The sequence below is a fragment of the Klebsiella sp. K5-45 genome, assembly GCF_030128605.1.
GTDB lineage: Bacteria > Pseudomonadota > Gammaproteobacteria > Enterobacterales > Enterobacteriaceae > Klebsiella > Klebsiella quasipneumoniae.
Genome location: NZ_JAKUZW010000015.1, coordinates 56,886 through 83,793 on the forward strand (window position 1 = coordinate 56,886; position 26,908 = coordinate 83,793).

A 26,908-nucleotide genomic window follows, 5' to 3' on the forward strand; every position below is an offset into this window, starting at 1 on the left:
CGGTGGGCTCAGCGTCGACAGCGGGCAAAAAAATTAATTTCCCGCTTTGCGCGCCGGCTCGCGCAGAGAGATAGCTTCGCCCGCCAGGCGAACCTCTCTTTGCGAGCGAGATTTCATCATTCAGGCGTGACGGGCGGAGGCGAGGAGCGCCCCAACCAGCATAAACAGTGAACCAAAGACTTTATTCAGCGCCTTCATCTGCTTTGGCCCTTTAATCCAGGCTGAAATGCGCTGCGCCAGGGTCGCATAGCCAATCATTACAATGATATCGACGACGATGGTGGTGACGCCCAGAACGAGATACTGCATCACCTGGGGCTGGTGGGGCAGGATAAACTGCGGAAACAGGGCGGCCAGAAAAACAATGCTTTTGGGATTGGTGAGATTCACGAACACCGCACGCTGGAACAGTTTGCCGCGCGTCTGCGCCTTCGCCAGCGTATTCAGGTCGATGGCCCCTGCCGCGCGCCATTGCTGGATACCCAGCCAGATAAGATAGGCTGCGCCGGCCCATTTCAGCACCTCAAAGGCCAGCACCGAGCGGGAGAACAGGGTGCCGAGACCGACGCCGACCAGCACGATATGAATGGCCAGCCCGGTCTGCAAACCGGCAATTGACGCCGCCGCGCCGCGGTATCCGTGGTTAATGGAGGTGGTCATGGTATTAATCGCTCCGGAACCCGGGGACAGGCTGAGAATGATTGATGTCAGCAGGTAGGCGAACCACCACTCAATGGTCATGAGAAACTCCCTGATTGTCTGTTTTTATGCCACAATACGCTATTGTGTCAGCATTGTGTGATACACGGCAAAAAAACGATTTTCAGCGGTTAACAGGGGTGTAAACCCGATGTTTGGGCAGAAAAAGGACTGGGAAACACGAGAAAACGCGTTTGCGGCCTTTAGCATGGGGCCGCTGACGGATTTCTGGCGACAGCGCGAAGAGGCTGAATTTAAAGGCGTCGACGATGTACCGGTACGCTTTGTTCGCTTTTGCGCGCAAAATCACGATCGACTGGTGCTGATTTGCCCTGGGCGCATTGAAAGCTACGTGAAGTATGCTGAAGTGGCCTACGATCTCTTTCACAGCGGCTTTGACGTGATGATCATCGACCATCGCGGTCAGGGTCGCTCGGGTCGTCTGCTCTCTGATACTCACCGCGGGCACGTGGTGAACTTCAGCGATTATGTTGATGACCTGGCTGCGCTCTGGCAGCAGCAGGTGGTCCCCGGCCACTGGCGAAAACGGTTTATCCTCGCTCACTCTATGGGCGGGGCGATTGCCACGCTCTTTCTGCAACGCTACCAGGCGCATTGCGATGCGATTGCGCTCTGCGCGCCGATGTTCGGGATTATCATTCGGCTGCCGGACTGGATGGTGCGCCATATTCTCGACTGGGCTGAGGGCCATCAGCGCATTCGCGAAGAGTATGCCATCGGCACCGGACGCTGGCGGGCGCTGCCTTTTGCCGTTAACGTGCTGACGCACAGTCGACAACGCTATCGTCGTAACCTGCGCTTCTATGCCGACGAGCCGCGACTGCAGGTTGGCGGCCCGACCTGGCACTGGGTGCGCGAAGGCATGCTGGCCGGTGACGAAGTGCTGGCGAATGTGGAAAAAGATACCGCCCCGACGCTGCTGCTGCAGGCGGAGGAGGAGCGGGTGGTCGATAATCTGATGCACGACCGCTATTGTGAATTACGGGCCGCCGCCGGCCATCCCTGTGAGGGCGGAAAGCCGCTCGTCATTGAAGGGGCATACCATGAGATCCTTTTTGAAAAGGACGCTATGCGCTCAGTCGCGCTCAATGCCATCGTCGAGTTTTTCAATCGACATACTTAATCCGACGATAACGCTCGTCGCCCTGCTTAGAGGTTAACTTTTTTATGTACCAGGTTGTTGCGTCTGATTTAGACGGCACGCTGCTTTCCCCCGATCATTTCCTGACCCCCTATGCCAAAGAGACGCTGAAGCTGCTTACCGCCCGTGGGATCAATTTCGTCTTCGCCACCGGCCGACACTACATCGACGTCGGGCAGATCCGCGATAATCTTGGCATCCGGTCGTACATGATCACCTCTAACGGCGCCCGCGTTCACGATAGCGATGGTCAGCAAATCTTCGCCCATAACCTTGACCGTGATATTGCCGCCGACCTGTTTGAGATCGTGCGTAACGACCCGAAAATCGTCACTAACGTCTATCGGGAAGATGAGTGGTATATGAACCGCCATCGCCCGGAAGAGATGCGCTTTTTCAAAGAGGCGGTGTTTAACTACAAGCTGTATGAGCCGGGCGAACTGGATCCGCAGGGGATCAGCAAGGTGTTCTTTACCTGCGAGGATCACGAACATTTGCTGCCGCTTGAGCAGGCGATGAACGCCCGCTGGGGCGATCGCGTGAACGTCAGCTTCTCCACCTTAACCTGCCTGGAGGTGATGGCGGGCGGGGTATCGAAGGGGCATGCGCTGGAGGCAGTGGCGAAAATGCTCGGCTACAGTCTGTCAGATTGCATCGCTTTCGGCGACGGCATGAACGACGCCGAGATGCTGTCGATGGCCGGCAAAGGCTGCATTATGGCCAACGCCCACCAGCGGCTGAAGGATCTGCATCCGGAACTGGAAGTGATCGGTAGCAACGCCGACGATGCGGTCCCGCACTACCTGCGTAAGCTGTACCTCGACTGACAAAGATTGACGACTGGCGAATAATTACCCAGTCGTCAACCTGACTCTTCGCTACAATGCCTGTTCTTTATCCAACGAGACGACCATTGTGGCGCTGTTAATTATCACCACTATCCTGTGGGCCTTTTCTTTTAGCCTGATTGGCGAGTACCTGGCCGGTAGCGTCGACAGCTATTTTTCGGTACTGATGCGCGTGGGCCTGGCGGCGCTGGTGTTCCTGCCTTTCCTGCGCACGCGAGGCCAGTCTCCGCGCACGATCGTGCTCTATATGCTGGTGGGCGCGATGCAGCTTGGCATCATGTACCTGCTGGCCTTCCGCGCTTATCTCTATCTGACGGTCTCGGAATTCCTGCTGTTTACCGTGTTTACCCCGTTGTATATCACGCTGATCTACGATCTGCTCAGCGGACGGAAACTGCGCTGGGGCTATCTGCTGAGCGCCGCGCTGGCGGTGTTGGGGGCGGCGATTATCCGTTACGACAAAGTCAGCGATCATTTCTGGACCGGGCTGTTACTGGTGCAGTTGTCAAACCTCTGCTTCGCCATCGGGATGGTGGGTTACAAGCGCCTGATGGAGGTGCGTCCGATGCCGCAGCACAATGCCTTTGCCTGGTTCTATGTCGGGGCCTTTATCGTGGCGGTGGCGGCGTGGTTTATGCTCGGCAACGCCCAGAAGCTGCCGACCACCACGCTGCAGTGGAGCGTGCTGGTGTGGCTCGGCGTGGTGGCTTCCGGGCTGGGCTACTTTATGTGGAACTATGGCGCCACCCAGGTGGATGCCGGCACGCTGGGGATCATGAATAACGTCCATGTCCCCGCCGGGCTGCTGGTTAACCTTGCCATCTGGCAGGAGCAGCCGCACTGGCCGAGCTTTATTAGCGGAGCGTTGGTGATCCTGGCCTCGCTGTGGGTCCATCGACGCTGGGTCGCTCCGCACTCCGGACAAACGGCAGATGATCGCAGGCGTGGTTCCGCGCAGAGCGAATAAACGCTTCGGTGACCGGTTGACGCTGCTCGCCATCGCGAACGGCCGCGTACAGCCGGCTCCATAATCCCTCTCCCAGGGTTTTGGTCACCACCAGACCCTGGCGTTCAAAACTTTCCACCACCCAGTGCGGCAGCGCGGCGATGCCCATCCGGGCTGCCACCATCTGGATCAGCAACAGCGTGTTATCGACGCTTTTTAGCTGGGGGCTGATACCGGCCGGCTGCAGGAAATGGCGCCAGATGTCGAGGCGTCCGCGCTGTACGGGATAAATCAGCAGCGTTTCCGCGGCCAGATCCTCCGGCGTAATCAGCGTCTTCATGGCTAACGGGTGCTCAGGCGCCAGCACCAGGCGCACCTCATAATCAAACATTGGCGAGTAATGCAGACCGCTGCGCGGCAGGATATCGGAGGTCATCACCAGATCCAGTTCGCCCTGCTGCAGCGCAGGCTGCGGGTCGAAGGTGACGCCGGAATGGAAGTCGACTTCCACGTGTGGCCAGCGGGCGCGGAAATTCTCCAGCGCCGGCGTCAGCCACTGAATACAGCTGTGGCATTCGATAGCCAGCCGCAGCCGGGTCTGCTGCGGTTCGTTACAGTCCTGCAGGGCGCGGGCGATCTGCGGCAGCACCTGGTTGGCCAGCTGTAAGAGGATCTCCCCCTGAGGGGTAAAACGCAGCGGCTGGCTCTTACGCACAAAGAGACGAAAGCCAAGACGCTGTTCCAGATCGCTGAACTGGTGAGACAAGGCGGACTGGGTCTGGTGCAGGGCAGCCGCTGCGCCCGCCAGTGAACCGCTGTTCCGCAACGCTTGCAGCGTTTTCAGATGTTTAATTTCGATCATGAAAGTCCTTCACTTCGCCATGAGCAATTTGCGCTTGAGGAATATACAGTAACTGCCAATTATGGATGTGTAAACATCTGGACGTCTAAAACTCGTCATATTTCGACTTGCAGATGCGTTGGCTGTCTCGCTTACCCCAGTCACTTACTTCAGTAAGCTCCTGGGGATGCGCATCGTTGCCGCCTTCCTGCAAGCCGAACTATTTAGAGTTTTTCTTCAGATTCAATGAAATAAGAGAGGAACAAAAATGACAATTATTAACCACACCCTCGGTTTTCCTCGCGTTGGCCTGCGTCGCGAGCTGAAAAAAGCGCAAGAGAGCTACTGGGCGGGCAATGCCACTCGCGAGGAGCTGCTGGCGGTAGGCCGGGATCTGCGCGCCCGTCACTGGGAGCAGCAGAAGCAGGCCGGTATTGACCTGCTGCCGGTGGGCGATTTCGCCTGGTACGACCATGTTCTGACCACCAGCCTGCTGCTTGGCAACGTGCCGGCTCGTCATCAGAACAAAGACGGCTCTGTCGATATCGATACCCTGTTCCGCATTGGCCGCGGCCGCGCGCCCACCGGCGAGCCAGCGGCCGCCGCGGAAATGACCAAGTGGTTCAACACCAACTATCACTACATGGTGCCGGAGTTCGTGCAGGGCCAGCAGTTCAAACTGACCTGGACCCAACTGCTGGATGAAGTGGACGAAGCGCTGGCGCTGGGCCACAAGATCAAGCCCGTGCTGCTGGGGCCGGTGACTTATCTGTGGCTGGGCAAAGTGAAAGGCGAACCGTTTGACCGTCTGAGCCTGCTGAATGCCATCCTGCCGGTTTATCAGCAGGTGCTGGCCGAACTGGCGAAGCGCGGCATTGAGTGGGTGCAGATTGATGAACCGGCGCTGGTGCTGGAGCTGCCGCCAGCGTGGCTGGAGGCCTTTAAACCGGCTTATGACGCCCTGCAGGGCCAGGTCAAACTGCTGCTGACCACCTATTTTGAAGGCGTTAGCGACAATCTCGAGACCATTGCTGCGCTACCGGTCCAGGGGCTGCACGTCGATCTGGTCCACGGTAAAGATGATGTCGCCGAACTGCATAAACGTCTGCCGGCCGACTGGCTGCTGTCCGCCGGCCTGATCAACGGGCGTAACGTCTGGCGCGCCGATCTCGCCGAAAAGTATGCGCAAATTAAAGACCTCGTCGGTAAGCGCGAGCTGTGGGTCGCTTCATCCTGCTCTCTGCTGCACAGCCCGATCGACCTGAGCGTGGAGACGCGCCTTGATGCGGAAGTGAAGAGCTGGTTTGCCTTCGCTCTGCAAAAATGCGGTGAGCTGGCGCTGTTGCGCGATGCGCTGAACAGCGGCGATACGGCGGCGATTACCGAGTGGAGCGCGCCAGTCCATGCTCGTCGCCATTCGTCTCGGGTACACAACCCGGCGGTGGAAAAACGGCTGGCGGCGATCACTCCTCAGGACAGCCAGCGCGCCAGCCCCTATGAGGTTCGCGCTCAGGCACAGCGTCAACGCTTTAACCTGCCGGCCTGGCCGACCACCACCATCGGGTCATTCCCGCAGACGACCGAGATCCGCGGCCTGCGCCTGGACTTCAAAAAGGGAAATCTTGACGCCAGTCATTATCGTACCGGCATTGCGGAACATATTAAGCAGGCGATCGTCGAGCAGGAGCGGTTAGGATTAGACGTACTGGTGCACGGGGAAGCCGAGCGGAACGATATGGTGGAATACTTCGGTGAACATCTGGACGGTTTCATCTTCACGCAAAACGGCTGGGTGCAGAGCTATGGCTCCCGCTGCGTGAAGCCGCCGGTGGTGATCGGCGACGTCAGCCGTCCGCAGGCGATCACCGTCGAATGGGCGAAGTACGCGCAGTCGCTGACCGACAAGCCGGTGAAAGGGATGCTCACTGGACCGGTGACGATTCTGTGCTGGTCCTTCCCGCGGGAAGACGTCAGCCGTGAAACCATCGCGAAACAGATTGCGCTGGCCCTGCGTGATGAAGTGGCGGATCTGGAGGCGGCCGGTATCGGCATCATCCAGATTGATGAACCAGCCTTGCGCGAAGGTTTACCGCTGAAGCGCAGCGACTGGGATGCCTATCTGCAGTGGGGTGTGGAAGCCTTCCGTCTTAACGCTGCGGTGGCCAAAGACGATACTCAGATCCATACCCACATGTGCTATTGCGAGTTCAACGACATCATGGACTCCATCGCCGCGCTGGATGCTGACGTGATCACCATTGAAACCTCGCGTTCCGACATGGAACTGCTGGAGTCGTTCGAAGTGTTCGAGTATCCCAATGAGATCGGGCCGGGAGTATATGATATTCACTCGCCAAACGTACCGAGCGTGGAGTGGATCGAAGCGCTGCTGGAAAAAGCCGCGCAGCGTATCCCGGCGGAGCGGCTGTGGGTCAACCCGGACTGCGGCCTGAAAACCCGCGGCTGGCCGGAGACGCGCGCCGCGCTGGCGAATATGGTGCAAGCGGCGCGGAATCTGCGCCAGTCCGCTTGATCGTCACCGGAAAAATCAAAAAGGAGGCATTTGCCTCCTTTTTTCATGCTTTGGGCGATTACCCTTTTTTTCCGCCATACTGCGCAAACCAGGCCAGCATTCGCTGCCAGCCGTCTTTGGCTGACTCTTCGTGATAGCTGGCGCGATAGTCGGCGTTAAAGGCGTGATCGGCTTCGGGATAGACCACGATTTCCGCTGTGGCGTTAGCCGCCCGCAGCGCCTGACGCATCGTCTCGACGGTGTCCTGCGGAATGCTGGCGTCTTTCGCACCGTACAGGCCGAGCACCGGGGCGTTGAGATCGACGGCGATATCCACCGGATGTTTTGGCGAATTCAGCGATTTTTCTCCCACCAGCTTGCCGTACCAGGCCACTGCCGCTTTAAGCTGCGGGTTATGTGCGGCATACAGCCAGGTGATGCGTCCGCCCCAGCAGAAGCCGGTGATCAGCAGACGATGGGCATCGCCGCCATGACGCGCCGCCCAGCTGGCGACGTGGTCGAGATCCGCCAACACCTGCGCGTCCGGCACCTTGGTAACCAGCTCTTTAAACAGGGTTGGGATATCGTGATACTCATTCGGATCGCCCTGACGGAAGTACAACTCAGGCGCGATAGCCAGATAGCCCTCCTGCGCCAGGCGGCGACAAAGATCGCGAATATGCTCATGCACGCCGAAAATTTCCTGTACCACGATGACGATCGGCAATGGGCCATCGACGTTTTTCGGACGGGCATGGTAAGCCGGCATGTTTTCCCCCTGAGAGGGAATAGAGGTCTCTCCGGCGACAATATGCTCTTCCGGCGTATGAACGGCGGTTGCGGCGTGCGGCGAGGCTGCAGGTGCGAATCCAGGTTGCTTGGTGGTGGTCATGGTATTCTCCGTACCCTTATTTATTAGCGCATCAGTAACTATAGACCCTTTACCTTTAGTTCGGGCGGTAATAAAGCACAGTGCCTGAAAGCGGCTATCTTTTGTTCTGTGACGATGAATATAACTTGTTAATGTGATGTGTATCACTATTTACTGAAAAACAACTGCAATCATTATTGTTCTTGGTGACTATCATCACAAAATGTTGCCTGGGGCTTCTGTACAGTACCGTTTTGCTTCTGCTGATAATTCGACCCACAGAGGAGTTTTTTATGTCCAAGTCTGATGTTTTTCATCTCGGCCTCACCAAGAACGATTTACAAGGGGCTACGCTGGCTATCGTCCCTGGCGATCCGGAGCGTGTGGAAAAGATCGCCGCGCTGATGGATAAGCCGGTTAAGCTGGCATCCCACCGCGAATTTACCTCCTGGCGCGCGGAGCTGGACGGCAAACCGGTGATCGTCTGCTCCACTGGCATCGGCGGCCCGTCTACGTCTATCGCTGTGGAAGAGCTGGCGCAGCTTGGCGTACGTACCTTCCTGCGCATTGGCACCACCGGCGCCATTCAGCCGCACATCAACGTTGGCGATGTGCTGGTCACCACCGCCTCCGTGCGTCTGGACGGCGCCAGCCTGCACTTCGCGCCGATGGAATTCCCGGCCGTCGCAGATTTCGCCTGCACCACCGCGCTGGTGGAAGCGGCGAAATCCATTGGCGCCACCACCCATATCGGCGTGACCGCCTCCTCGGATACTTTCTACCCGGGCCAGGAGCGTTACGACACGTTCTCCGGTCGCGTGGTGAGCCGCTTCAAAGGCTCTATGGAAGAGTGGCAGGCGATGGGCGTGATGAACTATGAAATGGAATCCGCTACGCTGCTGACCATGTGCGCCAGCCAGGGCCTGCGCGCCGGGATGGTGGCTGGGGTTATCGTTAACCGTACGCAGCAAGAGATCCCTAACGCCGAAACCATGAAGCAAACCGAAAGCCACGCGGTGAAAATCGTCGTCGAAGCGGCGCGCCGTCTGCTGTAATTAAACCGCTTTCCCTTCAGGCCGGATCCTCCGGCCTTTTTTTTGCGTCGCCTCTCGCAGGAAATTCCTTTTAAACTGGACGTTTGTACAGCACAATTCTATTTTGTGTCATCAGGTTATCGCAGGGGGCGTCGTGGATCTCTCCATTATTATCAGCGCGGTTATCGCACTGGCTGCCGGGTTAATCGTCGGCTGGCTGGCGACCAAAGCGCGCGCCGATCAAATTCGGGCCGATCTTATCGAGGAGCGGCGAGAGCTGGATATTGAGCTGAGCGCTGCCCGTCAGCAACTGGTACAGGAAGCCCACTGGCGTGAAGAGTGCGAGCTGCTGAACAACGAGCTGCGCAGCCTGCGGGATATCAATACCTCGCTGGAGGCCGATCTGCGTGAGGTTACCACCCGGCTCGAATCCACCCAGCTGCATGCGGAAGATAAGATCCGCCAGATGGTGAACAGCGAGCAGCGCCTGAGCGAGCAGTTTGAAAACCTCGCCAACCGCATTTTCGAACACAGCAACCGACGCGTCGATGAGCAAAATCGCCAGAGCCTGCATGGCCTGCTGACACCGCTGCGCGAACAACTGGACGGGTTCCGCCGGCAGGTGCAGGAGAGCTTCGGTCAGGAGGCGCGAGAAAGGCACACCCTGGCGCATGAGATCCGTAACCTGCAGCAGCTGAACGCGCAGATGGCGCAGGAGGCGCTGAACCTGACCAAAGCGCTGAAGGGCGATAACAAAACCCAGGGCAATTGGGGGGAAGTGGTTCTCACCCGCGTGCTGGAGGCCTCCGGCCTGCGGGAAGGCTATGAGTACCAAACCCAGGTCAGCATCGAGACCGACAACCGCTCGCGGATGCAGCCGGACGTCATCGTGCGCCTCCCGCAGGGTAAAGACGTGGTTATCGACGCCAAAATGACCCTGGTCGCCTATGAGCGTTATTTCAACGCCGAGGACGACTACACCCGCGAAGTCGCGCTGCAGGAGCACCTTGCTTCGGTGCGAAATCATATTCGCCTGCTGGGGCGCAAGGATTATCAGCAACTGCCAGGCCTGCGCTCCCTCGACTATGTGCTGATGTTTATTCCCGTCGAGCCGGCATTCCTGCTGGCCATCGACCGTCAGCCCGAGCTCATCAGCGAGGCGCTGCAAAATAATATTATGCTGGTTAGCCCGACGACGCTGCTGGTGGCCCTGCGCACCATCGCCAATCTGTGGCGTTATGAGCACCAAAGCCGCAACGCGCAGAAGATCGCCGAGCGGGCGGGGCGCCTTTACGACAAAATGCGCCTGTTTGTGGACGATATGTCCGCTATCGGCCAGAGTCTGGATAAAGCGCAAGAGAACTATCGCCAGGCGATGAAAAAGCTCGCTTCCGGGCGCGGTAATCTTCTGGCCCAGGCGGAGGCTTTTCGCGGGTTGGGCGTGGAGGTCAAGCGCGGGATTAATCCTGATTTAGTTGAACAAGCCATTGCTCAGGACGATCAATATCGTCTCGAAGAGGAGGATAACCTGCCGGAAAATGAGGCATTTTCACCCGACTCTGCCGAGCCGGTGCGTAGCCGGGAGGCGGCTCCGCCACGCTGAAACGTATGGGAAATGCGCTGAGTCTGATACACTCAGTGAACATTTTCTTGAAAAGCAAGCAGGCATAAAGATGGTTGAGGATTCACAAGAAACGACGCACTTTGGCTTTCAGACGGTCGCTAAAGAGCAGAAAGCAGACATGGTGGCGCATGTATTCCATTCTGTCGCCGCAAAGTATGATGTGATGAATGACTTGATGTCGTTTGGTATCCATCGTTTGTGGAAGCGTTTCACCATCGACTGCAGCGGCGTACGTCGCGGGCAGACCGTGCTGGATCTGGCGGGGGGGACCGGTGATTTGACGGCTAAGTTTTCCCGTCTGGTAGGGGAAACCGGCCGCGTTATGCTTGCTGATATCAATGATTCAATGCTCAAAATGGGCCGCGAAAAGCTGCGCAATATCGGCATCGTGGGTAACGTTGAGTATGTTCAGGCCAACGCGGAAGCCCTACCGTTTGCTGATAATACCTTTGACTGCATCACCATCTCTTTCGGTCTGCGTAACGTGACCGACAAAGAGAAAGCGCTGCGCTCGATGTACCGCGTGCTGAAGCCGGGTGGACGTCTGCTGGTGCTGGAGTTTTCTAAACCCATTATCGAACCGCTGAGCAAAGCCTACGACGCTTACTCCTTCCATATCCTGCCGAAAGTGGGCGAGCTGGTGGCAAAAGATGGCGACAGCTATCGCTACCTGGCGGAATCTATTCGTATGCATCCGGACCAGGAAACCCTGAAAGGGATGATGCAGGATGCAGGCTTCGAAAGCGTGGACTACTACAACCTGACGGCGGGTATCGTTGCTTTGCATCGCGGTTACAAGTTCTGACAGGAGGGACGCTATGCCTTTCACACCCCTGGTGACCGCTGGCATTGAAACGGCGCTAAATACTTTCCTCTGGCGCGACAAAGCGCTAAAACCCGCCCGCCAGCGCCTGCTGGGCAAGGTATTGCGGGTACAGCTGCAGGATTTCGCTACGCCCGTGGTGCTGGTGTTCAGTGAACGCCAGGTTGATGTTCTGAGCGCCTGGGACGGAGAGGCTGACTGCACTGTGATTACCCGGCTCAGCGTGCTGCCAAAACTACGCAACCGTCAACAACTGACGGCGCTTATCCGTAGCGGCGAGCTGGAAGTGCAGGGCGATCTGCAGGTGGTGCAGAACATGGTCACCCTGTGCGATCTGGCAGAGTTCGATCCCGCTGAGCTGCTGGCGCCTTATACCGGTGACATCGTGGCCGAAGGCGTCGGTAAAGTCCTCCGCGGCGGCGCTCAGTTTTTACTGAAGGGCGCGCAGCGCCAGCAGCGTTATGTCGCTGAAGCGATCACTGAAGAGTGGCGCCTGGCACCGGGGCCGCTGGAGCTGGCCTGGTTTGCTGAAGAGACGACGGCTATTGAACGCGCGCTGGCCGCACTGGAAAAACGGCTGGAAACGCTGGAGGGCAAATGACGCCAGGAGAATTACGGCGCCTGTATTTCATCATCCACACCTTTTTGAGCTACGGGCTCGATGAGCTTATCCCCAAAATGCGGATCACGCTGCCGCTGCGTATCTGGCGGCGGATGCTCTTCTGGATGCCAAACCGCCATCAGGATCAACCTCTTGGCGCCCGTCTGCGGCTGGCGCTCCAGGAGCTGGGGCCGGTGTGGATTAAATTCGGCCAGATGCTTTCCACGCGGCGGGATCTCTTTCCTCCGCATATTGCCGATCAACTGGCGCTGTTGCAGGACCGCGTGGCGCCCTTTGAAGGGAAGCTTGCGCAGCAGCAGATAGAAAAAGCGATGGGTGGCCTGCCGGTGGAGGCCTGGTTTGATGATTTCTCCGTTGAGCCGTTAGCCTCGGCGTCTATCGCCCAGGTGCATACCGCGCGTCTGAAAGAGAGCGGCAAAGAGGTGGTGATCAAGGTTATCCGCCCGGATATCTTGCCGATCATTAAAGCGGACATGAAGCTCATCTACCGCCTGGCGCGCTGGGTGCCGCGACTGCTGCCTGACGGCCGACGTCTGCGCCCGCAGGAGGTGGTTCGTGAGTATGAAAAAACGCTGCTGGACGAGCTGAACCTGCTGCGGGAATCCGCCAACGCCATTCAGTTGCGGCGTAATTTCGAAGACAGCCCGATGCTGTATGTGCCGGAAGTGTACCCCGATTACTGCAGCGAAAGCATGATGGTGATGGAGCGCATCTACGGCATTCCGGTTTCCGACGTGGAGGCGCTCGAGGCTCAGGGAACCAATATGCAACTGCTGGCGGAGCGGGGTGTGCAGGTCTTCTTCACCCAGGTGTTCCGCGACAGCTTTTTCCATGCCGATATGCACCCTGGCAACATCTTCGTCAGCTACGAGCACCCGGAAGATCCGCAGTATATTGGCATCGACTGCGGCATTGTCGGCTCGCTGAACAAAGAAGATAAGCGCTATCTGGCGGAAAACTTTATCGCCTTTTTCAACCGTGATTATCGTAAGGTTGCCGAGCTGCACGTCGACTCCGGTTGGGTTCCGCCGGACACCAATGTTGAAGAGTTTGAGTTCGCGATCCGCACGGTCTGCGAGCCCATCTTTGAGAAGCCGCTGGCGGAAATCTCCTTCGGCCACGTGCTGCTAAATCTGTTCAACACCGCGCGGCGCTTCAATATGGAAGTCCAGCCGCAGCTTGTTTTGCTACAGAAGACATTACTTTACGTAGAAGGGGTAGGCCGGCAGCTCTATCCTCAGTTAGACTTGTGGAAAACGGCGAAGCCTTTCCTTGAGTCGTGGATCAAAGATCAGGTCGGTATTCCGGCGCTGGTGCGCGCGTTTAAAGACAAAGCGCCGTTCTGGATCGAAAGAATGCCTGAAATACCTGAGCTGGTGTATCAGAGCCTGCAGCAGAGCAAACAGCTGCAGACCAGCGTCGATACTATCGTGCGGGATATGCATGTGCGTCATGTGCGCCAGGGCCAATCCCGCTATCTGTTTGGTATAGGCGCGGTTTTATTGCTCAGTGGTACGCTGCTCTTTATCCATCGCCCTGAGTGGGGAATGATGCCCGGCTGGCTGATGGCCGGCGGTATCGTGACCTGGCTGATTGGCTGGCGAAAAACCCGCTGATCGGTTCGCCTCTTCATGACGCAGGCTTATTTGCGCAAAATCATGCCGGTGGCCTGACGGCGAGGCGGCTGGCAGGATGGCGTGTATAATGCGTCCACATAATTCATCATCTGTCATAGGGGAACGTGTATGGGTGGTATCAGTATTTGGCAGTTATTAATTGTTGTCGTCATCGTAGTTCTGCTTTTCGGGACGAAGAAGCTGAGCTCACTGGGGTCAGACTTAGGGGCATCCATCAAAGGCTTTAAAAAAGCCATGAGTGATGATGATAAACCTGAAAAGTCGGCGCCAGACGCAGATTTCACGGCGAAAACTATCGCCGATAAACAGGATGATGCAAAAAAAGACGAGACAAAACGCCACGACAAAGAGCAGGTGTAACTCGTGTTCGATATTGGTTTTAGTGAACTACTGCTGGTGTTTGTGATTGGCCTCATCGTTCTGGGGCCACAGCGGCTTCCCGTCGCGGTTAAAACGGTGGTTGGCTGGATCCGTACGCTACGGTCGCTGGCGACCACGGTACAGAATGAGCTGGCTCAGGAGCTAAAACTGCAGGAGTTCCAGGAGAGCCTCAAGAAGGTGGAAAAGGCCAGCCTGAATAACCTGACGCCGGAGCTGAAAGCCTCCATGGATGAGCTGCGCGAGGCCGCGGAGTCGATGAAGCGCTCCTATAGCGCCCACGACCCGGAAAAGGCCAGTGACGAAGCGAATACCATCCATAATCCGGTGGTGAAAGGCAGCGAAGCGCAGCGGCAGGACATCACGCCGGCGACGGCAGAACATCACGCCAGCGCTCCGGTTCATGCGCCGGATCCCGTGGCCGACGAGCAACCCGCTTCACCGGCAGAGAAAACAACCGCTACGGCGGCTGCCCCCCATTCTTCCCCCGCATCGAGTGATAAACCGTAAACATGGGCGTAGACGATACACAACCGCTAATTTCGCATCTGATTGAGCTGCGCAAGCGTCTGCTCAACAGCATCATTGCTATCCTGGTGATCTTCCTGGCGCTGGTCTATTTCGCCAATGATATCTATCAGCTGGTCTCGGCCCCGCTTATCAGCAAGATGCCGGTAGGCGCGACGATGATCGCCACCGATGTCGCTTCACCTTTCTTTACGCCGATAAAGCTGACCTTCATGGTGTCGGTGATCCTGTCGGTGCCGATTATTCTGTATCAGGTATGGGCCTTCGTCGCGCCGGCGCTGTATAAGCATGAGCGCCGGCTGGTGGTGCCCTTACTGGTCTCCAGCACGCTGCTGTTCTATATCGGCATGGCTTTCGCGTATTTTGTCGTGTTTCCGCTGGCGTTCGGCTTCCTGACCCATGCTGCCCCGGAGGGGGTGCTGGTCTCGACCGATATCCGCAGCTATCTCGACTTCGTGATGGCGCTGTTTATGGCGTTCGGGGTCTCTTTTGAGGTGCCGGTCGCTATTGTGCTGCTCTGCTGGATGGGCGTCACCACGCCGGAAGAGCTGCGCAAAAAACGGCCGTATGTGCTGGTGGGCGCCTTCGTGGTGGGGATGCTGCTGACGCCGCCGGACGTGTTCTCGCAGACGCTGCTGGCTATTCCGATGTACTGCCTGTTTGAAGTCGGGGTGTTCTTCGCCCGCTTCTACACCGGGAAGCGCCTGACGCGTGATGACGATGCCGCGGCCGAAGCTGAAGCCGCTGAGCACAGAGAAGAGTAATACCGCCAACCGCCCGTCAGGGCGGTTGTCATATGGAGCGATCATGTTTGATATCGGCGTTAATCTGACCAGTTCACAGTTTGCCCGCGACCATGATGAGGTGGTGGCGCGCGCCCGGGCGGCAGGGGTTCACGGCATGCTGCTGACCGGCACAAATTTACCGGAGAGCCAGCAGGCGCAGAGAATGGCGAGTCATTACGCCGGCTGCTGGTCCACGGCGGGGGTTCATCCCCATGACGGCAGCAGCTGGACGCCAGCGGTCGCCGAGGCGATTTATGCCCTCGCCCGCGAGCCGCAGGTGGTGGCGATAGGGGAGTGCGGTCTGGATTTTAATCGTAATTTTTCCACGCCCCAGGAGCAGGAGGAGGCGTTTAGTGCCCAGCTGGCGCTGGCCGCCGAGCTGTCGATGCCGGTGTTTTTACACTGCCGCGACGCCCACGACCGGTTTCTGGCGCTGCTTAAACCCTGGCTCGGGAAGATCCCGGGCGCGGTGCTGCACTGCTTTACCGGCAGCCGCAGCGAGGTGCAGGAATGTCTGGATCTGGGGCTGTTTATCGGTATTACCGGTTGGGTATGCGATGAGCGGCGAGGGCTCGAGCTGCGAGCGCTATTGCCGGCGATCCCGGCGGAACGTCTGCTGCTGGAAACTGACGCGCCCTATCTGCTGCCGCGCGACCTCAAGCCGAAACCCGCCTCGCGTCGTAACGAGCCCGCGTATTTGCCGCATATCCTGGCCAGCGTCGCGGCCTGGCGGGGCGAGGAGGCGCAGTGGCTTGAGATGCAAACGGACGCCAACGTCAGGGCGCTGTTTGGCGTCGACGTTAACGGCACTTAGATTTTCTGGAAATCGGTGTTTTTAACGCTCTGCAGGACTTGCTTATTCAGCAGGTTTAACAGCAACATAGAGCGTGCTTCACCGTCCGGCTCGGTAAAGATAGCCTGTAAGCCTTCGAACGCGCCGTCGGTGATCAGTACGCTATCGCCCTCATGCGGCGTTTCCGGGTCGGTAATGCCTTCCGGTTTGTAGATAGAGAGCTGGTGGATGACCGCCGAGGGGACGATAGCGGGTAGGGCGCCAAAGCGCACGAAGTTGTTAACCCCGCGGGTGGCGCTGATGGTGGTGGTATGAATCACCTCTGGATCGAACTCAATAAACAGGTAGTTCGGGAACAGCGGTTCGCTGACCATGGTGCGTTTACCGCGAATGATTTTTTCCAGCGCAATCGTCGGCATCAGGCAGTTAACTGACTGACGTTCCAGATGTTCCTGGGCTCGTTGTAGCTGCCCACGTTTGCAATACAGTAAGTACCAGGCTTGCATAATGACTCATTCCACTTCTAATAACGGCAAGCATAACAAATGGCTGGTGTAATCGCGAAAGCCATTATAATTGAAATCCAAATTTCAGCGTTCTTTCACGCTAATTTAACAAAATTACAGCATCTCGCCGTTGAACACCGTATAATTAGCCGCCTGTAGAGAGGTCAATAACACTTTCATGAAATATCACGATCTTCGCGACTTTCTGACACTCCTGGAACAACAGGGCGAACTAAAACGTATCACTCTGCCGGTCGATCCTCACCTGGAAATCACCGAAATTGCCGACCGCACCCTGCGCGCTGGCGGTCCTGCGCTGCTGTTTGAGAATCCGAAAGGCTATACCATGCCGGTGCTGTGCAACCTGTTCGGCACGCCGCGGCGCGTGGCGCTGGGGATGGGTCAGGAGGACGTCAGTTCGCTGCGCGAGGTGGGTAAGCTGTTAGCCTTTCTGAAAGAGCCTGAGCCGCCCAAAGGTTTCCGCGATCTGTTTGATAAGCTGCCGCAGTTTAAGCAAGTGCTGAATATGCCCACCAAACGTCTGCGCGGCGCCCCCTGTCAGCAAAAAATCATCCAGGGCGATGACGTCGACCTGAGGAAAATCCCGATTATGACCTGCTGGCCGGAAGATGCCGCGCCGCTGATCACCTGGGGGCTGACGGTGACCCGTGGGCCGCACAAAGAGCGGCAAAACCTGGGGATTTATCGCCAGCAGCTGATTGGCAAAAACAAACTGATTATGCGCTGGCTGTCTCATCGCGGCGGCGCGCTGGATTTCCAGGAGTGGTGCGCGGCGCGTCCGGGGGAACGCTTCCCGGTTTCTGTGGCACTCGGCGCCGACCCGGCGACCATTCTTGGTGCAGTGACCCCGGTGCCGGATACGCTGTCGGAATATGCCTTTGCCGGGCTGCTGCGCGGCACCAAAACCGAAGTGGTGAAATGCGTCTCGAACGATCTTGAGGTGCCTGCCAGCGCAGAGATTGTGCTGGAAGGTTATATCGAGGCCGGGGAGATGGCGCCGGAAGGTCCGTATGGCGACCATACCGGCTACTACAATGAAGTAGACCAGTTCCCGGTGTTTACGGTCACCCATATTACCCAGCGTGAAGACGCGATTTATCATTCGACCTATACCGGCCGTCCGCCGGATGAGCCTGCGGTGCTGGGCGTGGCGCTGAATGAAGTCTTCGTCCCGATCCTGCAGAAACAGTTTCCGGAAATTGTCGATTTCTATCTGCCGCCGGAAGGGTGCTCCTACCGCCTGGCGGTGGTGACGATGAAAAAACAGTACGCAGGCCATGCCAAGCGCGTGATGATGGGCGTCTGGTCGTTCCTGCGCCAGTTTATGTACACCAAATTCGTGATTGTCTGCGATGACGATGTTAACGCCCGCGACTGGAACGATGTGATTTGGGCGATCACTACCCGTATGGACCCGGCTCGTGATACGGTACTGGTAGAGAATACGCCAATTGATTATCTGGATTTTGCCTCGCCGGTTTCCGGCCTGGGTTCAAAAATGGGGCTGGATGCCACCAATAAATGGCCTGGCGAAACCCAGCGTGAATGGGGTCGCCCAATCAAAAAAGATCCTGCCGTCACGGCGCGCATTGACGCCATCTGGGATGATCTGGCCATCTTTAAACAACAGTAAGCGGGGCTAACGCCGCTGTTTTGCTCTTTAGACCCGACAGAGGGGACGCATGACAACCTTAAGCTGTAAAGTGACCTCGGTGGAGGCGATTACCGATACCGTGTATCGTGTTCGATTAGTACCGGAAGCGGCATTCTCTTTCCGCGCTGGCCAGTATCTGATGGTGGTAATGGATGAGCGCGACAAACGCCCATTCTCCATGGCCTCCACGCCGGCGGAACAGGAGTTTATCGAACTGCATATCGGCGCCTCGGAGCTCAATCTGTACGCGATGGCGGTCATGGATCGCATCCTGAAAGAGCGTGAAATTGAGGTTGATATTCCGCATGGCGAAGCCTGGCTGCGTGAAGATGAAGACCGCCCGCTGATTTTGATTGCCGGCGGTACCGGCTTCTCTTATGTGCGTTCTATTCTGCTCACCGCGCTGTCACGCAATCCTCAGCGCGATATCGCGATTTACTGGGGCGGTCGCGAGACCAAACATCTGTACGATCTGGCCGAGCTGGAAGCCTTGAGCGTCAAGCATCCAAATCTGCGCATCGAGCCGGTGGTTGAGCAGCCGGAAGAGGGCTGGCGTGGGCGTTCCGGCACCGTGCTGACCGCGGTGCTGCAGGATTACGGTACCCTGGCCGATCACGATATCTATATTGCCGGGCGTTTCGAGATGGCTAAGATTGCTCGCGACCTGTTCTGCAACGAACGCGGCGCGCGCGAAGATCGCCTGTTTGGCGACGCGTTTGCCTTTATCTGATATCTGCAAATAAAAAACCCGCCCCTGACAGGCGGGAAGAACGGCAACTAAACTGTCTCTCTTCGCCAATGACGTCATCACTGCGTTGGCTGCGCTTGCTCACCCGAATCACTTACTTCAGTAAGCTCATCGGGATTCGCTCGCTTGCCGCCTTGTTCTGACGCCATTGGCTGTGAGATATCCTTTTGTAAATTTACACCCGCTCAAACACGGTGGCGATCCCTTGTCCCAGGCCGATGCACATGGTGGCGAGGCCGAACTGGGCATCTTTACGCTCCATCTGATTAATCAGCGTGGTGCTAATACGCGCCCCGGAACAACCCAGCGGATGACCGAGCGCGATCGCCCCGCCGTTGAGGTTGATCTTCTCATCGATCTGCTCCATCAGGCCCAGATCTTTAATGCACGGCAGGATCTGCGCGGCAAAGGCCTCATTCATTTCAAAGACGTCGATATCGCTGGTGGATAAGCCCGCTTTTTTCAGCGCCAGCTTCGAAGCGGGAACCGGGCCATAGCCCATAATAGACGGGTCGCAGCCGACCACCGCCATCGAACGGACGCGGGCGCGTGGCTTCAGACCCAGTTCGCGGGCGCGGCTTTCGCTCATCAGCAGCATCGCCGCCGCGCCATCGGAAAGGGCGGAAGAGGTGCCCGCCGTTACCGTACCGGTCACCGGGTCAAACGCCGGCCTTAGGGTAGACAGCGTCTCGACGGTGGTTTCCGGGCGGATCACTTCGTCATAGTTAAAGGACTTCAGTACGCCATCGGCATCGTGGCCGCCGGTGGGGATAATCTCGGCTTTGAATGCGCCGGACTGGGTCGCAGCCCAGGCGCGGGCGTGGGAGCGCGCGGCGAACTGATCCTGCATTTCCCGGCTAATGCCGTGCAGACGCGCCAGCATTTCAGCGGTCAGCCCCATCATCCCTGCCGCCTTTGCCACGTTACGGCTCAGGCCCGGGTGGAAATCGACGCCGTGGCTCATCGGCACATGGCCCATGTGCTCCACGCCGCCAATCAGGCAGACGCTGGCATCGCCGGTCATGATCATGCGTGCGGCATCGTGCAGCGCCTGCATGGAAGAACCGCACAGACGGTTAACCGTGTTTGCCGGTACCGAATGCGGGATCTCCGCCAGCAGCGCCGCGTTACGGGCGATGTTAAAACCCTGCTCGAGGGTTTGCTGTACGCAGCCCCAGTAGATATCGTCTATCGCGCTTGCCTCAAGCGACGGGTTGCGCGACAGCAGGCTGCGCATCAGGTGCGCGGAGAGGTCCTCCGCGCGCACGTGGCGAAATGCGCCGCCCTTTGAACGGCCCATCGGGGTGCGAATAGCATCGACAATGACAACCTGTTCCATTGTGACTCCTTAAGCCGTTTTCAGAGCGCCAACCGGACGGGCTGGCTCTACCTGGGGATAATACGCTTCGTTATGGCGCGCTTTGTCTCGCAGACCGGCAGGGACTTCATACAGCGGCCCAAGGTGCTGGTACTGCTGCGCCATATCGAGATACTTCGCGCTGCCGATGGTATCCAACCAGCGGAAGGCGCCGCCGTGGAACGGAGGGAAGCCGAGGCCGTATACCAGCGCCATATCCGCTTCCGCCGGGCTGGCGATAATGCCTTCTTCCAGGCAGCGGACGACTTCGTTAACCATCGGGATCATCATGCGGGCGATAATCTCTTCATCGCTGAAATCGCGCTTCGGCTGGCTGACGTCGGCCAGCAGGCTGTCGACGGCAGCATCTTCTTCTTTCTTCGGCTTACCTTTGCTGTCTTCTTTATAGCGCCAGAAGCCGAGGCCGTTCTTCTGCCCGAAACGGTTGGCGTCAAACAGGGCGTCGATAGCGTCGCGATAATCTTTCTGCATCCGCTGCGGGAAGCCCGCCGCCATGACCGCCTGAGCATGGTGCGCGGTATCGATGCCGACCACGTCCAGCAGATAAGCTGGGCCCATCGGCCAGCCAAACTGTTTCTCCATCACTTTGTCGACTTTGCGGAAATCCGCCCCGTCGCGCAGCAGCTGGCTAAATCCGGCGAAGTAGGGGAACAGCACGCGGTTGACGAAGAAACCGGGACAATCATTGACCACGATTGGCGTCTTGCCCATTTTGCTGGCCCAGGCCACCACTTTGGCAATGGTCTTATCCGAGGTTTTTTCGCCGCGAATCACTTCAACCAGCGGCATGCGATGCACCGGGTTAAAGAAGTGCATGCCGCAGAAGTTCTCCGGGCGCTGCAGAACGCTGGCCAGCTCGCTGATGGGGATCGTTGAGGTGTTGGATGCCAGTACGGTATCCGGGCGCACTTTTGCCTCGGTTTCCGCCAGTACCGCTTTCTTCACTTTCGGGTTTTCCACCACCGCTTCAACGACCACGTCCACGCGATCAAAACCGCTATACTCCAGCGTCGGCTGAATGGTGCTTATGACTCCGGCCAGCTTCAGACCGTCAATTTTGCCGCGTTCCAGCTGTTTATTCAGCAGCTTCGCCGCTTCGGTCATCCCAAGGGTCAGCGATTTGTCGCTAATGTCTTTCATCACCACCGGCACGCCCTTCCAGGCCGACTGGTATGCGATACCGCCGCCCATAATGCCAGCGCCCAGTACGGCAGCATGCTTCGGTGTTTCGACATCTTTGGTCAGTTTTTTCGCTTTCGCTTTGACGTACTGGTCGTTCAGGAAGATACCGACCAGTGCGCGGGCCTCGTTGGTATGAGCCAGCGGGACAAAGCTTTTATTTTCCAGCACCAGAGCTTCTTCACGACCAAGACGCGCAGCGGCTTCGATGGTTTTCACCGCGGTGATAGGCGCCGGATAATGCTTCCCGGCGGTTTGCGCGACCATGCCTTTGGCGATGGTGAAACTCATCGTCGCTTCAATTTTGCTGAGTTTCAGCGGCTCCAGCTTCGGTTGACGTTTCGCTTTCCAGTCCAGGTCGCCCTGAATCGCCTGGCGCAGGATCGCCAGCGCGCCGTCGCGCAGTTTTTCCGCAGCGACCACGCCATCCACCAGGCCGATTTTCAGCGCTTGCTCGGCGCCGACATCTTTCCCGGCAGCAATGATCTCCAGCGCGCTGTCGGCGCCGAGCAGACGCGGCAAACGAACTGAGCCGCCGAAGCCTGGCATAATGCCGAGTTTGGTTTCCGGCAGACCAATGCGCAGATCCGGCGTCGCCAGGCGGTAATCGGTCGCCAGGACACATTCACAACCGCCGCCCAGCGCGTAACCATTGACGGCAGAGATAGTGGGGACGGGAAGATCTTCCAGACGGTTGAAGACGCTGTTAGCAAAATGCAGCCATTGGCTTAACTGCTCCTCAGGGACCAGGAACAGAGAGAGGAATTCAGTGATATCCGCGCCGACGATAAACGCCGCTTTTTCAGAGCGCAGCAGCAGGCCTTTGAGATCGTTTTGTTTTTCCAGTACATCCAGCGCGTGACCGAGGCTGGCTACGGTTGCGGTATCAAGCTTGTTGACCGAACCTGGGGCATCGAACACCAGTTCGGCGATGCCATCTTCCAGCCAGTCGAGGTACAGGGTGTCGCCTTTGTAGAGCATGTCAGTCTCCTGAATCCAGCAATATGATCTGGTCATACCAGATGAAACGGAGTGTGGAATTTATGTTAAAGAATTGCAAATTACTCTTTAAATAATTGCTGGTCGGATCACATCCGGCGGAAATCACCCGCACGCAGGTCGATGTGCTAAGATGCGGAGTATCACGATCCCATAAAAGCAAAGGACAAAAGATGGAATCCCTGGCCGCGCTCTATAAAAATCATATTGTTACCCTACAAGAACGTACCCGCGACGTCCTGGCCCGTTTTCAGATGGATGCTCTGCTGATTCACTCCGGCGAGCTGGTTAACGTCTTCCTTGATGACCATCCATACCCGTTCAAGGTCAATCCGCAGTTCAAAGCCTGGGTGCCGGTGACTCAGGTGCCTAACTGCTGGTTGCTGGTGGACGGTGTGAATAAACCGAAGCTGTGGTTCTATCTGCCGGTTGATTACTGGCATAACGTTGAGCCGCTGCCGACCTCGTTCTGGACCGAAGAGGTCGATGTGGTCGCGCTGCCGAAGGCCGATGGCATCGGCAGCCAACTGCCTGCCGCTCGCGGTAATATTGGCTATATCGGGCCGGTGCCGGAGCGCGCGCTGGGCCTGGGAATCGCCGCGGATAAGATCAACCCGAAAGGGGTTATCGATTATCTGCATTACTACCGGGCTTACAAAACCGATTACGAGCTGGCCTGTATGCGTGAAGCGCAGAAGTCGGCGGTGAATGGTCATCGTGCGGCCTATGAGGCTTTTCAGTCCGGGATGAGCGAATTCGATATCAACCAGGCCTATCTTACCGCCACCGGTCACCGCGATACCGACGTGCCTTACAGCAACATCGTGGCGCTGAACGAGCATGCTTCCGTCCTGCACTACACCAAACTGGACCATCGCGCTCCGGCGGAGATGCGCAGCTTTCTGCTCGACGCCGGCGCGGAATATAACGGCTATGCCGCGGATCTGACGCGGACCTGGGCGGCACACGGCGATAACGATTTCGCCCATCTGATTAAAGACGTTAACGACGAGCAGCTGGCGCTGATTAGCACCATGAAAGCCGGGACGCGCTACGTTGATTACCATATCCAGTTCCATCAGCGTATTGCGAAGCTGCTGCGTAAACACCAGTTAGTCACTGACATGAGCGAAGAGGCGATGGTGGAGAACGATCTGACCGGGCCATTTATGCCGCACGGGATTGGTCATCCGCTGGGTCTGCAGGTGCATGATGTTGCTGGCTTTATGCAAGACGACTCCGGTACGCATCTGGCGGCGCCAGCGAAATACCCGTATCTGCGCTGCACCCGTATTATCGAGCCGCGGATGGTGTTGACCATTGAACCCGGCATCTACTTTATCGAGTCGTTACTGGCGCCGTGGCGTGAAGGCCCGTTCAGCAAGCACTTCAACTGGCAAAAAATTGACGCCATGAAGCCATTCGGCGGGATCCGTATCGAAGATAACGTGGTGGTTCACGAAAACAGTATCGAAAACATGACGCGCGACCTGAAGCTGGCCTAATGGAGAGCTGGTTAATCCCGGCGGCGCCAGTTTCCGTCGTTGAGGAGATCAAAAAGAGCCGTTTTATCACGCTGTTGGCGCATACCGACGGCGTGGCGGCGGCGAAAGCCTTTGTCGAGTCGGTCAGAGCGGATCACCCCGATGCCCGCCACCACTGCGTGGCGTGGGTCGCCGGACCGCCTGATGATTCGCAACAGCTTGGGTTCTCAGACGATGGCGAACCGGCGGGAACGGCGGGTAAACCGATGCTGGCGCAGTTGATGGGTAGCGGCGTCGGTGAGATAACCGCTGTCGTCGTACGTTATTACGGTGGTATCCTGCTGGGCACCGGCGGCCTGGTGAAAGCCTATGGCGGCGGTGTCCATCAGGCGCTGGCGCAGTTGACGACGCTGCGCAAGACGCCGTTAACGGCATATACTTTGCAATGTGAATATGGGCAACTGGCCGGCGTTGAAGCGTTGCTCGCCCAATTTTCCGGGAATGTCGTTGAAAGCGAATATCTGGCGTCGGTTCGGCTGCGCGTGGCGCTTCCCCAGGCCGAAGTGGCGGCTTTTTCAGCAAAACTGGCTGATTTTAGTCGCGGTTCATTGCAATTACTGAAGATTAACGAATAATCCCCTCTGTTTTTTTGCCTATCAAAGGAAGCGCCAGAGATGCATTTTCGCGCCATAACCCGAATCGTTGGACTGCTGGTCATCTTATTCTCGGGGACAATGATCGTCCCGGGATTAGTGGCCCTGATATATCGCGATGGCGCGGGACGGGCCTTCACTCAAACTTTTTTTGTCGCTCTGGCGATCGGCTCCATGCTGTGGTGGCCGAACCGTAAGCAAAAGGGCGAACTGAAATCTCGTGAAGGGTTTCTGATCGTGGTGCTGTTCTGGACCGTGCTGGGTAGCGTAGGGGCCTTGCCCTTTATATTCGCCGAACAGCCGAACCTGACGGTGACGGATGCCTTCTTCGAATCATTTTCCGGCCTGACGACGACCGGGGCGACCACCCTGGTGGGGCTGGACTCGCTTCCGCACGCTATCCTTTTTTACCGGCAGATGCTGCAGTGGTTCGGCGGCATGGGGATCATTGTGCTGGCGGTGGCCATTCTGCCTATCCTCGGCGTCGGGGGAATGCAGCTCTACCGCGCGGAAATGCCCGGCCCGCTGAAAGATAACAAGATGCGCCCGCGCATCGCCGAGACGGCAAAGACATTGTGGCTTATCTATGTGTTACTAACGGTCGCCTGCGCATTGGCGCTCTGGTTTGCCGGTATGCCGGCCTTCGATGCGATAGGGCACAGCTTCGCCACCATCGCTATCGGCGGTTTCTCGACTCACGATGCCAGCGTCGGCTATTTCAACAGCCCGATGATCAACTCCATCATTGCCATCTTCCTGCTGATCTCCGGCTGTAACTACGGTCTGCATTTTTCGTTGTTGAGCGGACGCAGCCTGAAGGTGTACTGGCGCGACCCTGAGTTTCGAATGTTCATTGGCGTCCAGTTGACGCTGGTCATCGTCTGTACGCTGGTGCTATGGCTTCATAACGTGTACGGCTCGGTGCTGACGACGCTGAATCAGGCGTTTTTCCAGGTGGTGTCGATGGCGACCACCGCAGGATTCACCACCGATAGCATTGCGCGCTGGCCGCTGTTCCTGCCGGTGCTGCTGCTGTGCTCCGCATTTATCGGCGGCTGCGCTGGCTCCACGGGCGGTGGCTTAAAGGTGATCCGTATCCTGTTGCTGTTCAAGCAGGGCAACCGTGAGCTTAAGCGTCTGGTTCACCCGAATGCGGTGTATAGCATTAAATTAGGTAACCGCGCGCTGCCGGAACGTATTCTGGAAGCGGTGTGGGGATTCTTCTCCGCCTATGCGCTGGTCTTTATCATAAGTATGCTGGCTATTATCGCCACCGGGGTGGATGACTTCTCTGCTTTCGCCTCCGTGGTGGCGACATTGAACAACCTCGGGCCTGGGCTCGGCGTCGTCGCGGACAACTTTGCCACCATGAACCCGGTCGCGAAATGGATCCTGATTGCTAATATGCTGTTTGGTCGTCTGGAAGTGTTCACCTTACTGGTGCTCTTTACTCCCACTTTCTGGCGCGAATAACAGGAGTGCTCGTGAAAACTTTAATTCTCTTTTCCACCCGCGACGGGCAGACCCGTGAAATCGCTTCGTTTCTCGCCTCTGAGCTGAAAGAGCTGGGTATCGATGCGGATACCCTGAATCTGAACCGTACCGATAACGTGGAATGGCATCATTATGATCGCGTGGTGATTGGCGCATCGATTCGCTACGGACACTTTCATCCGGCGGTGGACCGCTTTGTGAAAAAGCACCTGGCAGCATTGCAGGCGCTGCCGGGGGCATTCTTTTCGGTGAACCTGGTTGCGCGCAAACCCGAGAAGCGCACGCCGCAGACCAATAGCTATACGCGCAAGTTTCTGCTCAACTCGCCTTGGCAGCCGCAGAGCTGCGCGGTGTTTGCCGGGGCGCTACGTTACCCGCGTTACCGCTGGTACGATCGGTTTATGATCCGCCTGATTATGAAAATGACCGGGGGCGAAACGGATACCCGTAAAGAAGTGGTCTATACCGACTGGCAACAGGTCTCCCGATTTGCCCGAGAAATCGCGCAAATGATCAGCAAACCGGGCGTTTAAACAGCGTCTTGATGGAAAAGCGAGCGAACGAAAAGTTTTTTTGCATTTCCCCTTGTCACCTCGGAATTACTCCCTATAATGCGCCTCCACTGACACGGAACAACGGCAAGCAAGCCGCCGGGTCAGCGGGGTTCCGGTGAGAACCTCGCAGAGAAA

At 57.5% G+C, this 26,908-nt stretch carries 25 protein-coding genes; 19 read left to right on the forward strand and 6 right to left on the reverse strand.

Annotated elements, in window-relative coordinates; genetic code table 11:
- Nucleotides 1–120: 120 nt before the first annotated feature.
- A complete protein-coding gene (gene rhtB, locus MKS11_RS24070; protein WP_002883411.1) occupies nucleotides 121–741 on the reverse strand; it encodes a homoserine/homoserine lactone efflux protein in 621 nt (206 codons plus the stop codon).
- Nucleotides 742–850: 109 nt separating this feature from the next.
- On the opposite strand from rhtB, the gene pldB reads away from it, so the two are divergent.
- The 3 genes from pldB (at nucleotide 851) to MKS11_RS24085 (ending at nucleotide 3,676) form a co-directional block, all read left to right on the forward strand.
- Complete coding sequence (gene pldB, locus MKS11_RS24075) at nucleotides 851–1,843, forward strand: lysophospholipase L2 (protein ID WP_004886768.1); 993 nt, start codon at nucleotides 851–853, stop codon at nucleotides 1,841–1,843.
- 44 nt (nucleotides 1,844–1,887) lie between these two features.
- Nucleotides 1,888–2,688 (forward strand): sugar/pyridoxal phosphate phosphatase YigL, encoded by an 801-nt coding sequence (gene yigL, locus MKS11_RS24080; RefSeq protein WP_017899394.1) that lies wholly within the window; start codon nucleotides 1,888–1,890, stop codon nucleotides 2,686–2,688.
- A gap of 88 nt (nucleotides 2,689–2,776) precedes the next feature.
- Nucleotides 2,777–3,676 carry a carboxylate/amino acid/amine transporter gene (locus tag MKS11_RS24085; RefSeq protein ID WP_002883414.1) on the forward strand — a complete coding sequence of 300 codons (900 nt, stop codon included), beginning with the start codon at nucleotides 2,777–2,779 and terminating at the stop codon, nucleotides 3,674–3,676.
- Here the strand turns inward: MKS11_RS24085 and metR are convergent.
- Nucleotides 3,564–4,517, reverse strand: coding sequence for an HTH-type transcriptional regulator MetR (gene metR / locus MKS11_RS24090; RefSeq protein ID WP_017899391.1), 954 nt, complete (start codon nucleotides 4,515–4,517; stop codon nucleotides 3,564–3,566). The genes MKS11_RS24085 and metR overlap by 113 nt on opposite strands.
- 247 nt (nucleotides 4,518–4,764) lie before the next feature.
- On the opposite strand from metR, the gene metE reads away from it, so the two are divergent.
- On the forward strand, nucleotides 4,765–7,029 hold the full coding sequence (metE, locus tag MKS11_RS24095) for a 5-methyltetrahydropteroyltriglutamate--homocysteine S-methyltransferase (protein ID WP_087771343.1): 2,265 nt from the start codon (nucleotides 4,765–4,767) through the stop codon (nucleotides 7,027–7,029).
- A gap of 58 nt (nucleotides 7,030–7,087) precedes the next feature.
- On the opposite strand, the gene MKS11_RS24100 is transcribed toward metE, so the two are convergent.
- Nucleotides 7,088–7,900: a dienelactone hydrolase family protein gene (locus MKS11_RS24100; RefSeq protein ID WP_004886756.1), complete on the reverse strand. Its 813-nt coding sequence runs from the start codon at nucleotides 7,898–7,900 to the stop codon at nucleotides 7,088–7,090.
- A 272-nt stretch (nucleotides 7,901–8,172) separates the two neighbouring features.
- On the opposite strand from MKS11_RS24100, the gene udp reads away from it, so the two are divergent.
- The 9 genes from udp (at nucleotide 8,173) to tatD (ending at nucleotide 16,124) form a co-directional block, all read left to right on the forward strand.
- Nucleotides 8,173–8,934, forward strand: a complete 762-nt coding sequence (gene udp, locus MKS11_RS24105) for a uridine phosphorylase (RefSeq protein WP_002883419.1) — start codon at nucleotides 8,173–8,175, stop codon at nucleotides 8,932–8,934.
- Between the two features lie 133 nt (nucleotides 8,935–9,067).
- On the forward strand, nucleotides 9,068–10,516 hold the full coding sequence (gene rmuC / locus MKS11_RS24110; RefSeq protein WP_004886754.1) for a DNA recombination protein RmuC: 1,449 nt from the start codon (nucleotides 9,068–9,070) through the stop codon (nucleotides 10,514–10,516).
- A gap of 70 nt (nucleotides 10,517–10,586) precedes the next feature.
- Nucleotides 10,587–11,342: a bifunctional demethylmenaquinone methyltransferase/2-methoxy-6-polyprenyl-1,4-benzoquinol methylase UbiE gene (ubiE, locus tag MKS11_RS24115; protein WP_004886751.1), complete on the forward strand. Its 756-nt coding sequence runs from the start codon at nucleotides 10,587–10,589 to the stop codon at nucleotides 11,340–11,342.
- 13 nt (nucleotides 11,343–11,355) lie between these two features.
- Entirely contained in the window at nucleotides 11,356–11,961 is a 606-nt protein-coding gene (locus tag MKS11_RS24120) for an SCP2 domain-containing protein (RefSeq protein ID WP_004886750.1), read from the forward strand.
- The gene (ubiB, locus tag MKS11_RS24125; RefSeq protein ID WP_017899387.1) at nucleotides 11,958–13,598 is read left to right on the forward strand and encodes a ubiquinone biosynthesis regulatory protein kinase UbiB; all 1,641 of its coding nucleotides are present in this window, start codon (nucleotides 11,958–11,960) and stop codon (nucleotides 13,596–13,598) included. The genes MKS11_RS24120 and ubiB overlap by 4 nt, the downstream gene beginning before the upstream one ends.
- Before the next feature lie 129 nt (nucleotides 13,599–13,727).
- Nucleotides 13,728–13,979: a Sec-independent protein translocase subunit TatA gene (gene tatA, locus MKS11_RS24130; protein ID WP_002883425.1), complete on the forward strand. Its 252-nt coding sequence runs from the start codon at nucleotides 13,728–13,730 to the stop codon at nucleotides 13,977–13,979.
- A gap of 3 nt (nucleotides 13,980–13,982) precedes the next feature.
- Nucleotides 13,983–14,507 (forward strand): Sec-independent protein translocase protein TatB, encoded by a 525-nt coding sequence (gene tatB, locus MKS11_RS24135; protein WP_017899386.1) that lies wholly within the window; start codon nucleotides 13,983–13,985, stop codon nucleotides 14,505–14,507.
- A gap of 2 nt (nucleotides 14,508–14,509) precedes the next feature.
- The gene (gene tatC, locus MKS11_RS24140) at nucleotides 14,510–15,289 is read left to right on the forward strand and encodes a Sec-independent protein translocase subunit TatC (protein WP_004886745.1); all 780 of its coding nucleotides are present in this window, start codon (nucleotides 14,510–14,512) and stop codon (nucleotides 15,287–15,289) included.
- Between the two features lie 43 nt (nucleotides 15,290–15,332).
- Entirely contained in the window at nucleotides 15,333–16,124 is a 792-nt protein-coding gene (tatD, locus tag MKS11_RS24145) for a 3'-5' ssDNA/RNA exonuclease TatD (protein ID WP_064190082.1), read from the forward strand.
- Here tatD and rfaH read toward each other — a convergent pair.
- Nucleotides 16,121–16,609, reverse strand: coding sequence for a transcription/translation regulatory transformer protein RfaH (rfaH, locus tag MKS11_RS24150; RefSeq protein ID WP_004886742.1), 489 nt, complete (start codon nucleotides 16,607–16,609; stop codon nucleotides 16,121–16,123). The two genes, tatD and rfaH, sit on opposite strands and share 4 nt — an antisense overlap.
- Nucleotides 16,610–16,787: 178 nt before the next feature.
- Between rfaH and ubiD the strand changes: the two genes are divergently transcribed.
- Complete coding sequence (gene ubiD, locus MKS11_RS24155) at nucleotides 16,788–18,263, forward strand: 4-hydroxy-3-polyprenylbenzoate decarboxylase (RefSeq protein ID WP_004886738.1); 1,476 nt, start codon at nucleotides 16,788–16,790, stop codon at nucleotides 18,261–18,263.
- 49 nt (nucleotides 18,264–18,312) lie between these two features.
- Nucleotides 18,313–19,014: an NAD(P)H-flavin reductase gene (gene fre, locus MKS11_RS24160; protein ID WP_004886735.1), complete on the forward strand. Its 702-nt coding sequence runs from the start codon at nucleotides 18,313–18,315 to the stop codon at nucleotides 19,012–19,014.
- 193 nt (nucleotides 19,015–19,207) lie between these two features.
- On the opposite strand, the gene fadA is transcribed toward fre, so the two are convergent.
- Nucleotides 19,208–20,371 (reverse strand): acetyl-CoA C-acyltransferase FadA, encoded by a 1,164-nt coding sequence (gene fadA, locus MKS11_RS24165; RefSeq protein ID WP_004886733.1) that lies wholly within the window; start codon nucleotides 20,369–20,371, stop codon nucleotides 19,208–19,210.
- 9 nt (nucleotides 20,372–20,380) lie between these two features.
- Nucleotides 20,381–22,570, reverse strand: coding sequence for a fatty acid oxidation complex subunit alpha FadB (gene fadB, locus MKS11_RS24170; RefSeq protein ID WP_043521010.1), 2,190 nt, complete (start codon nucleotides 22,568–22,570; stop codon nucleotides 20,381–20,383).
- 191 nt (nucleotides 22,571–22,761) lie between these two features.
- On the opposite strand from fadB, the gene pepQ reads away from it, so the two are divergent.
- The 4 genes from pepQ to hemG are packed head-to-tail and all read left to right on the forward strand — an operon-like array spanning nucleotide 22,762 to nucleotide 26,752.
- The gene (gene pepQ / locus MKS11_RS24175; RefSeq protein WP_004886728.1) at nucleotides 22,762–24,093 is read left to right on the forward strand and encodes a Xaa-Pro dipeptidase; all 1,332 of its coding nucleotides are present in this window, start codon (nucleotides 22,762–22,764) and stop codon (nucleotides 24,091–24,093) included.
- Nucleotides 24,093–24,707 (forward strand): IMPACT family protein, encoded by a 615-nt coding sequence (locus MKS11_RS24180; protein ID WP_004886726.1) that lies wholly within the window; start codon nucleotides 24,093–24,095, stop codon nucleotides 24,705–24,707. Before pepQ ends, MKS11_RS24180 begins: the two co-directional genes overlap by 1 nt.
- A gap of 39 nt (nucleotides 24,708–24,746) precedes the next feature.
- A complete protein-coding gene (gene trkH / locus MKS11_RS24185; RefSeq protein ID WP_004886724.1) occupies nucleotides 24,747–26,198 on the forward strand; it encodes a Trk system potassium transporter TrkH in 1,452 nt (483 codons plus the stop codon).
- 11 nt (nucleotides 26,199–26,209) lie between these two features.
- The gene (gene hemG / locus MKS11_RS24190; protein ID WP_004886722.1) at nucleotides 26,210–26,752 is read left to right on the forward strand and encodes a menaquinone-dependent protoporphyrinogen IX dehydrogenase; all 543 of its coding nucleotides are present in this window, start codon (nucleotides 26,210–26,212) and stop codon (nucleotides 26,750–26,752) included.
- Nucleotides 26,753–26,908 lie beyond the last annotated feature (156 nt).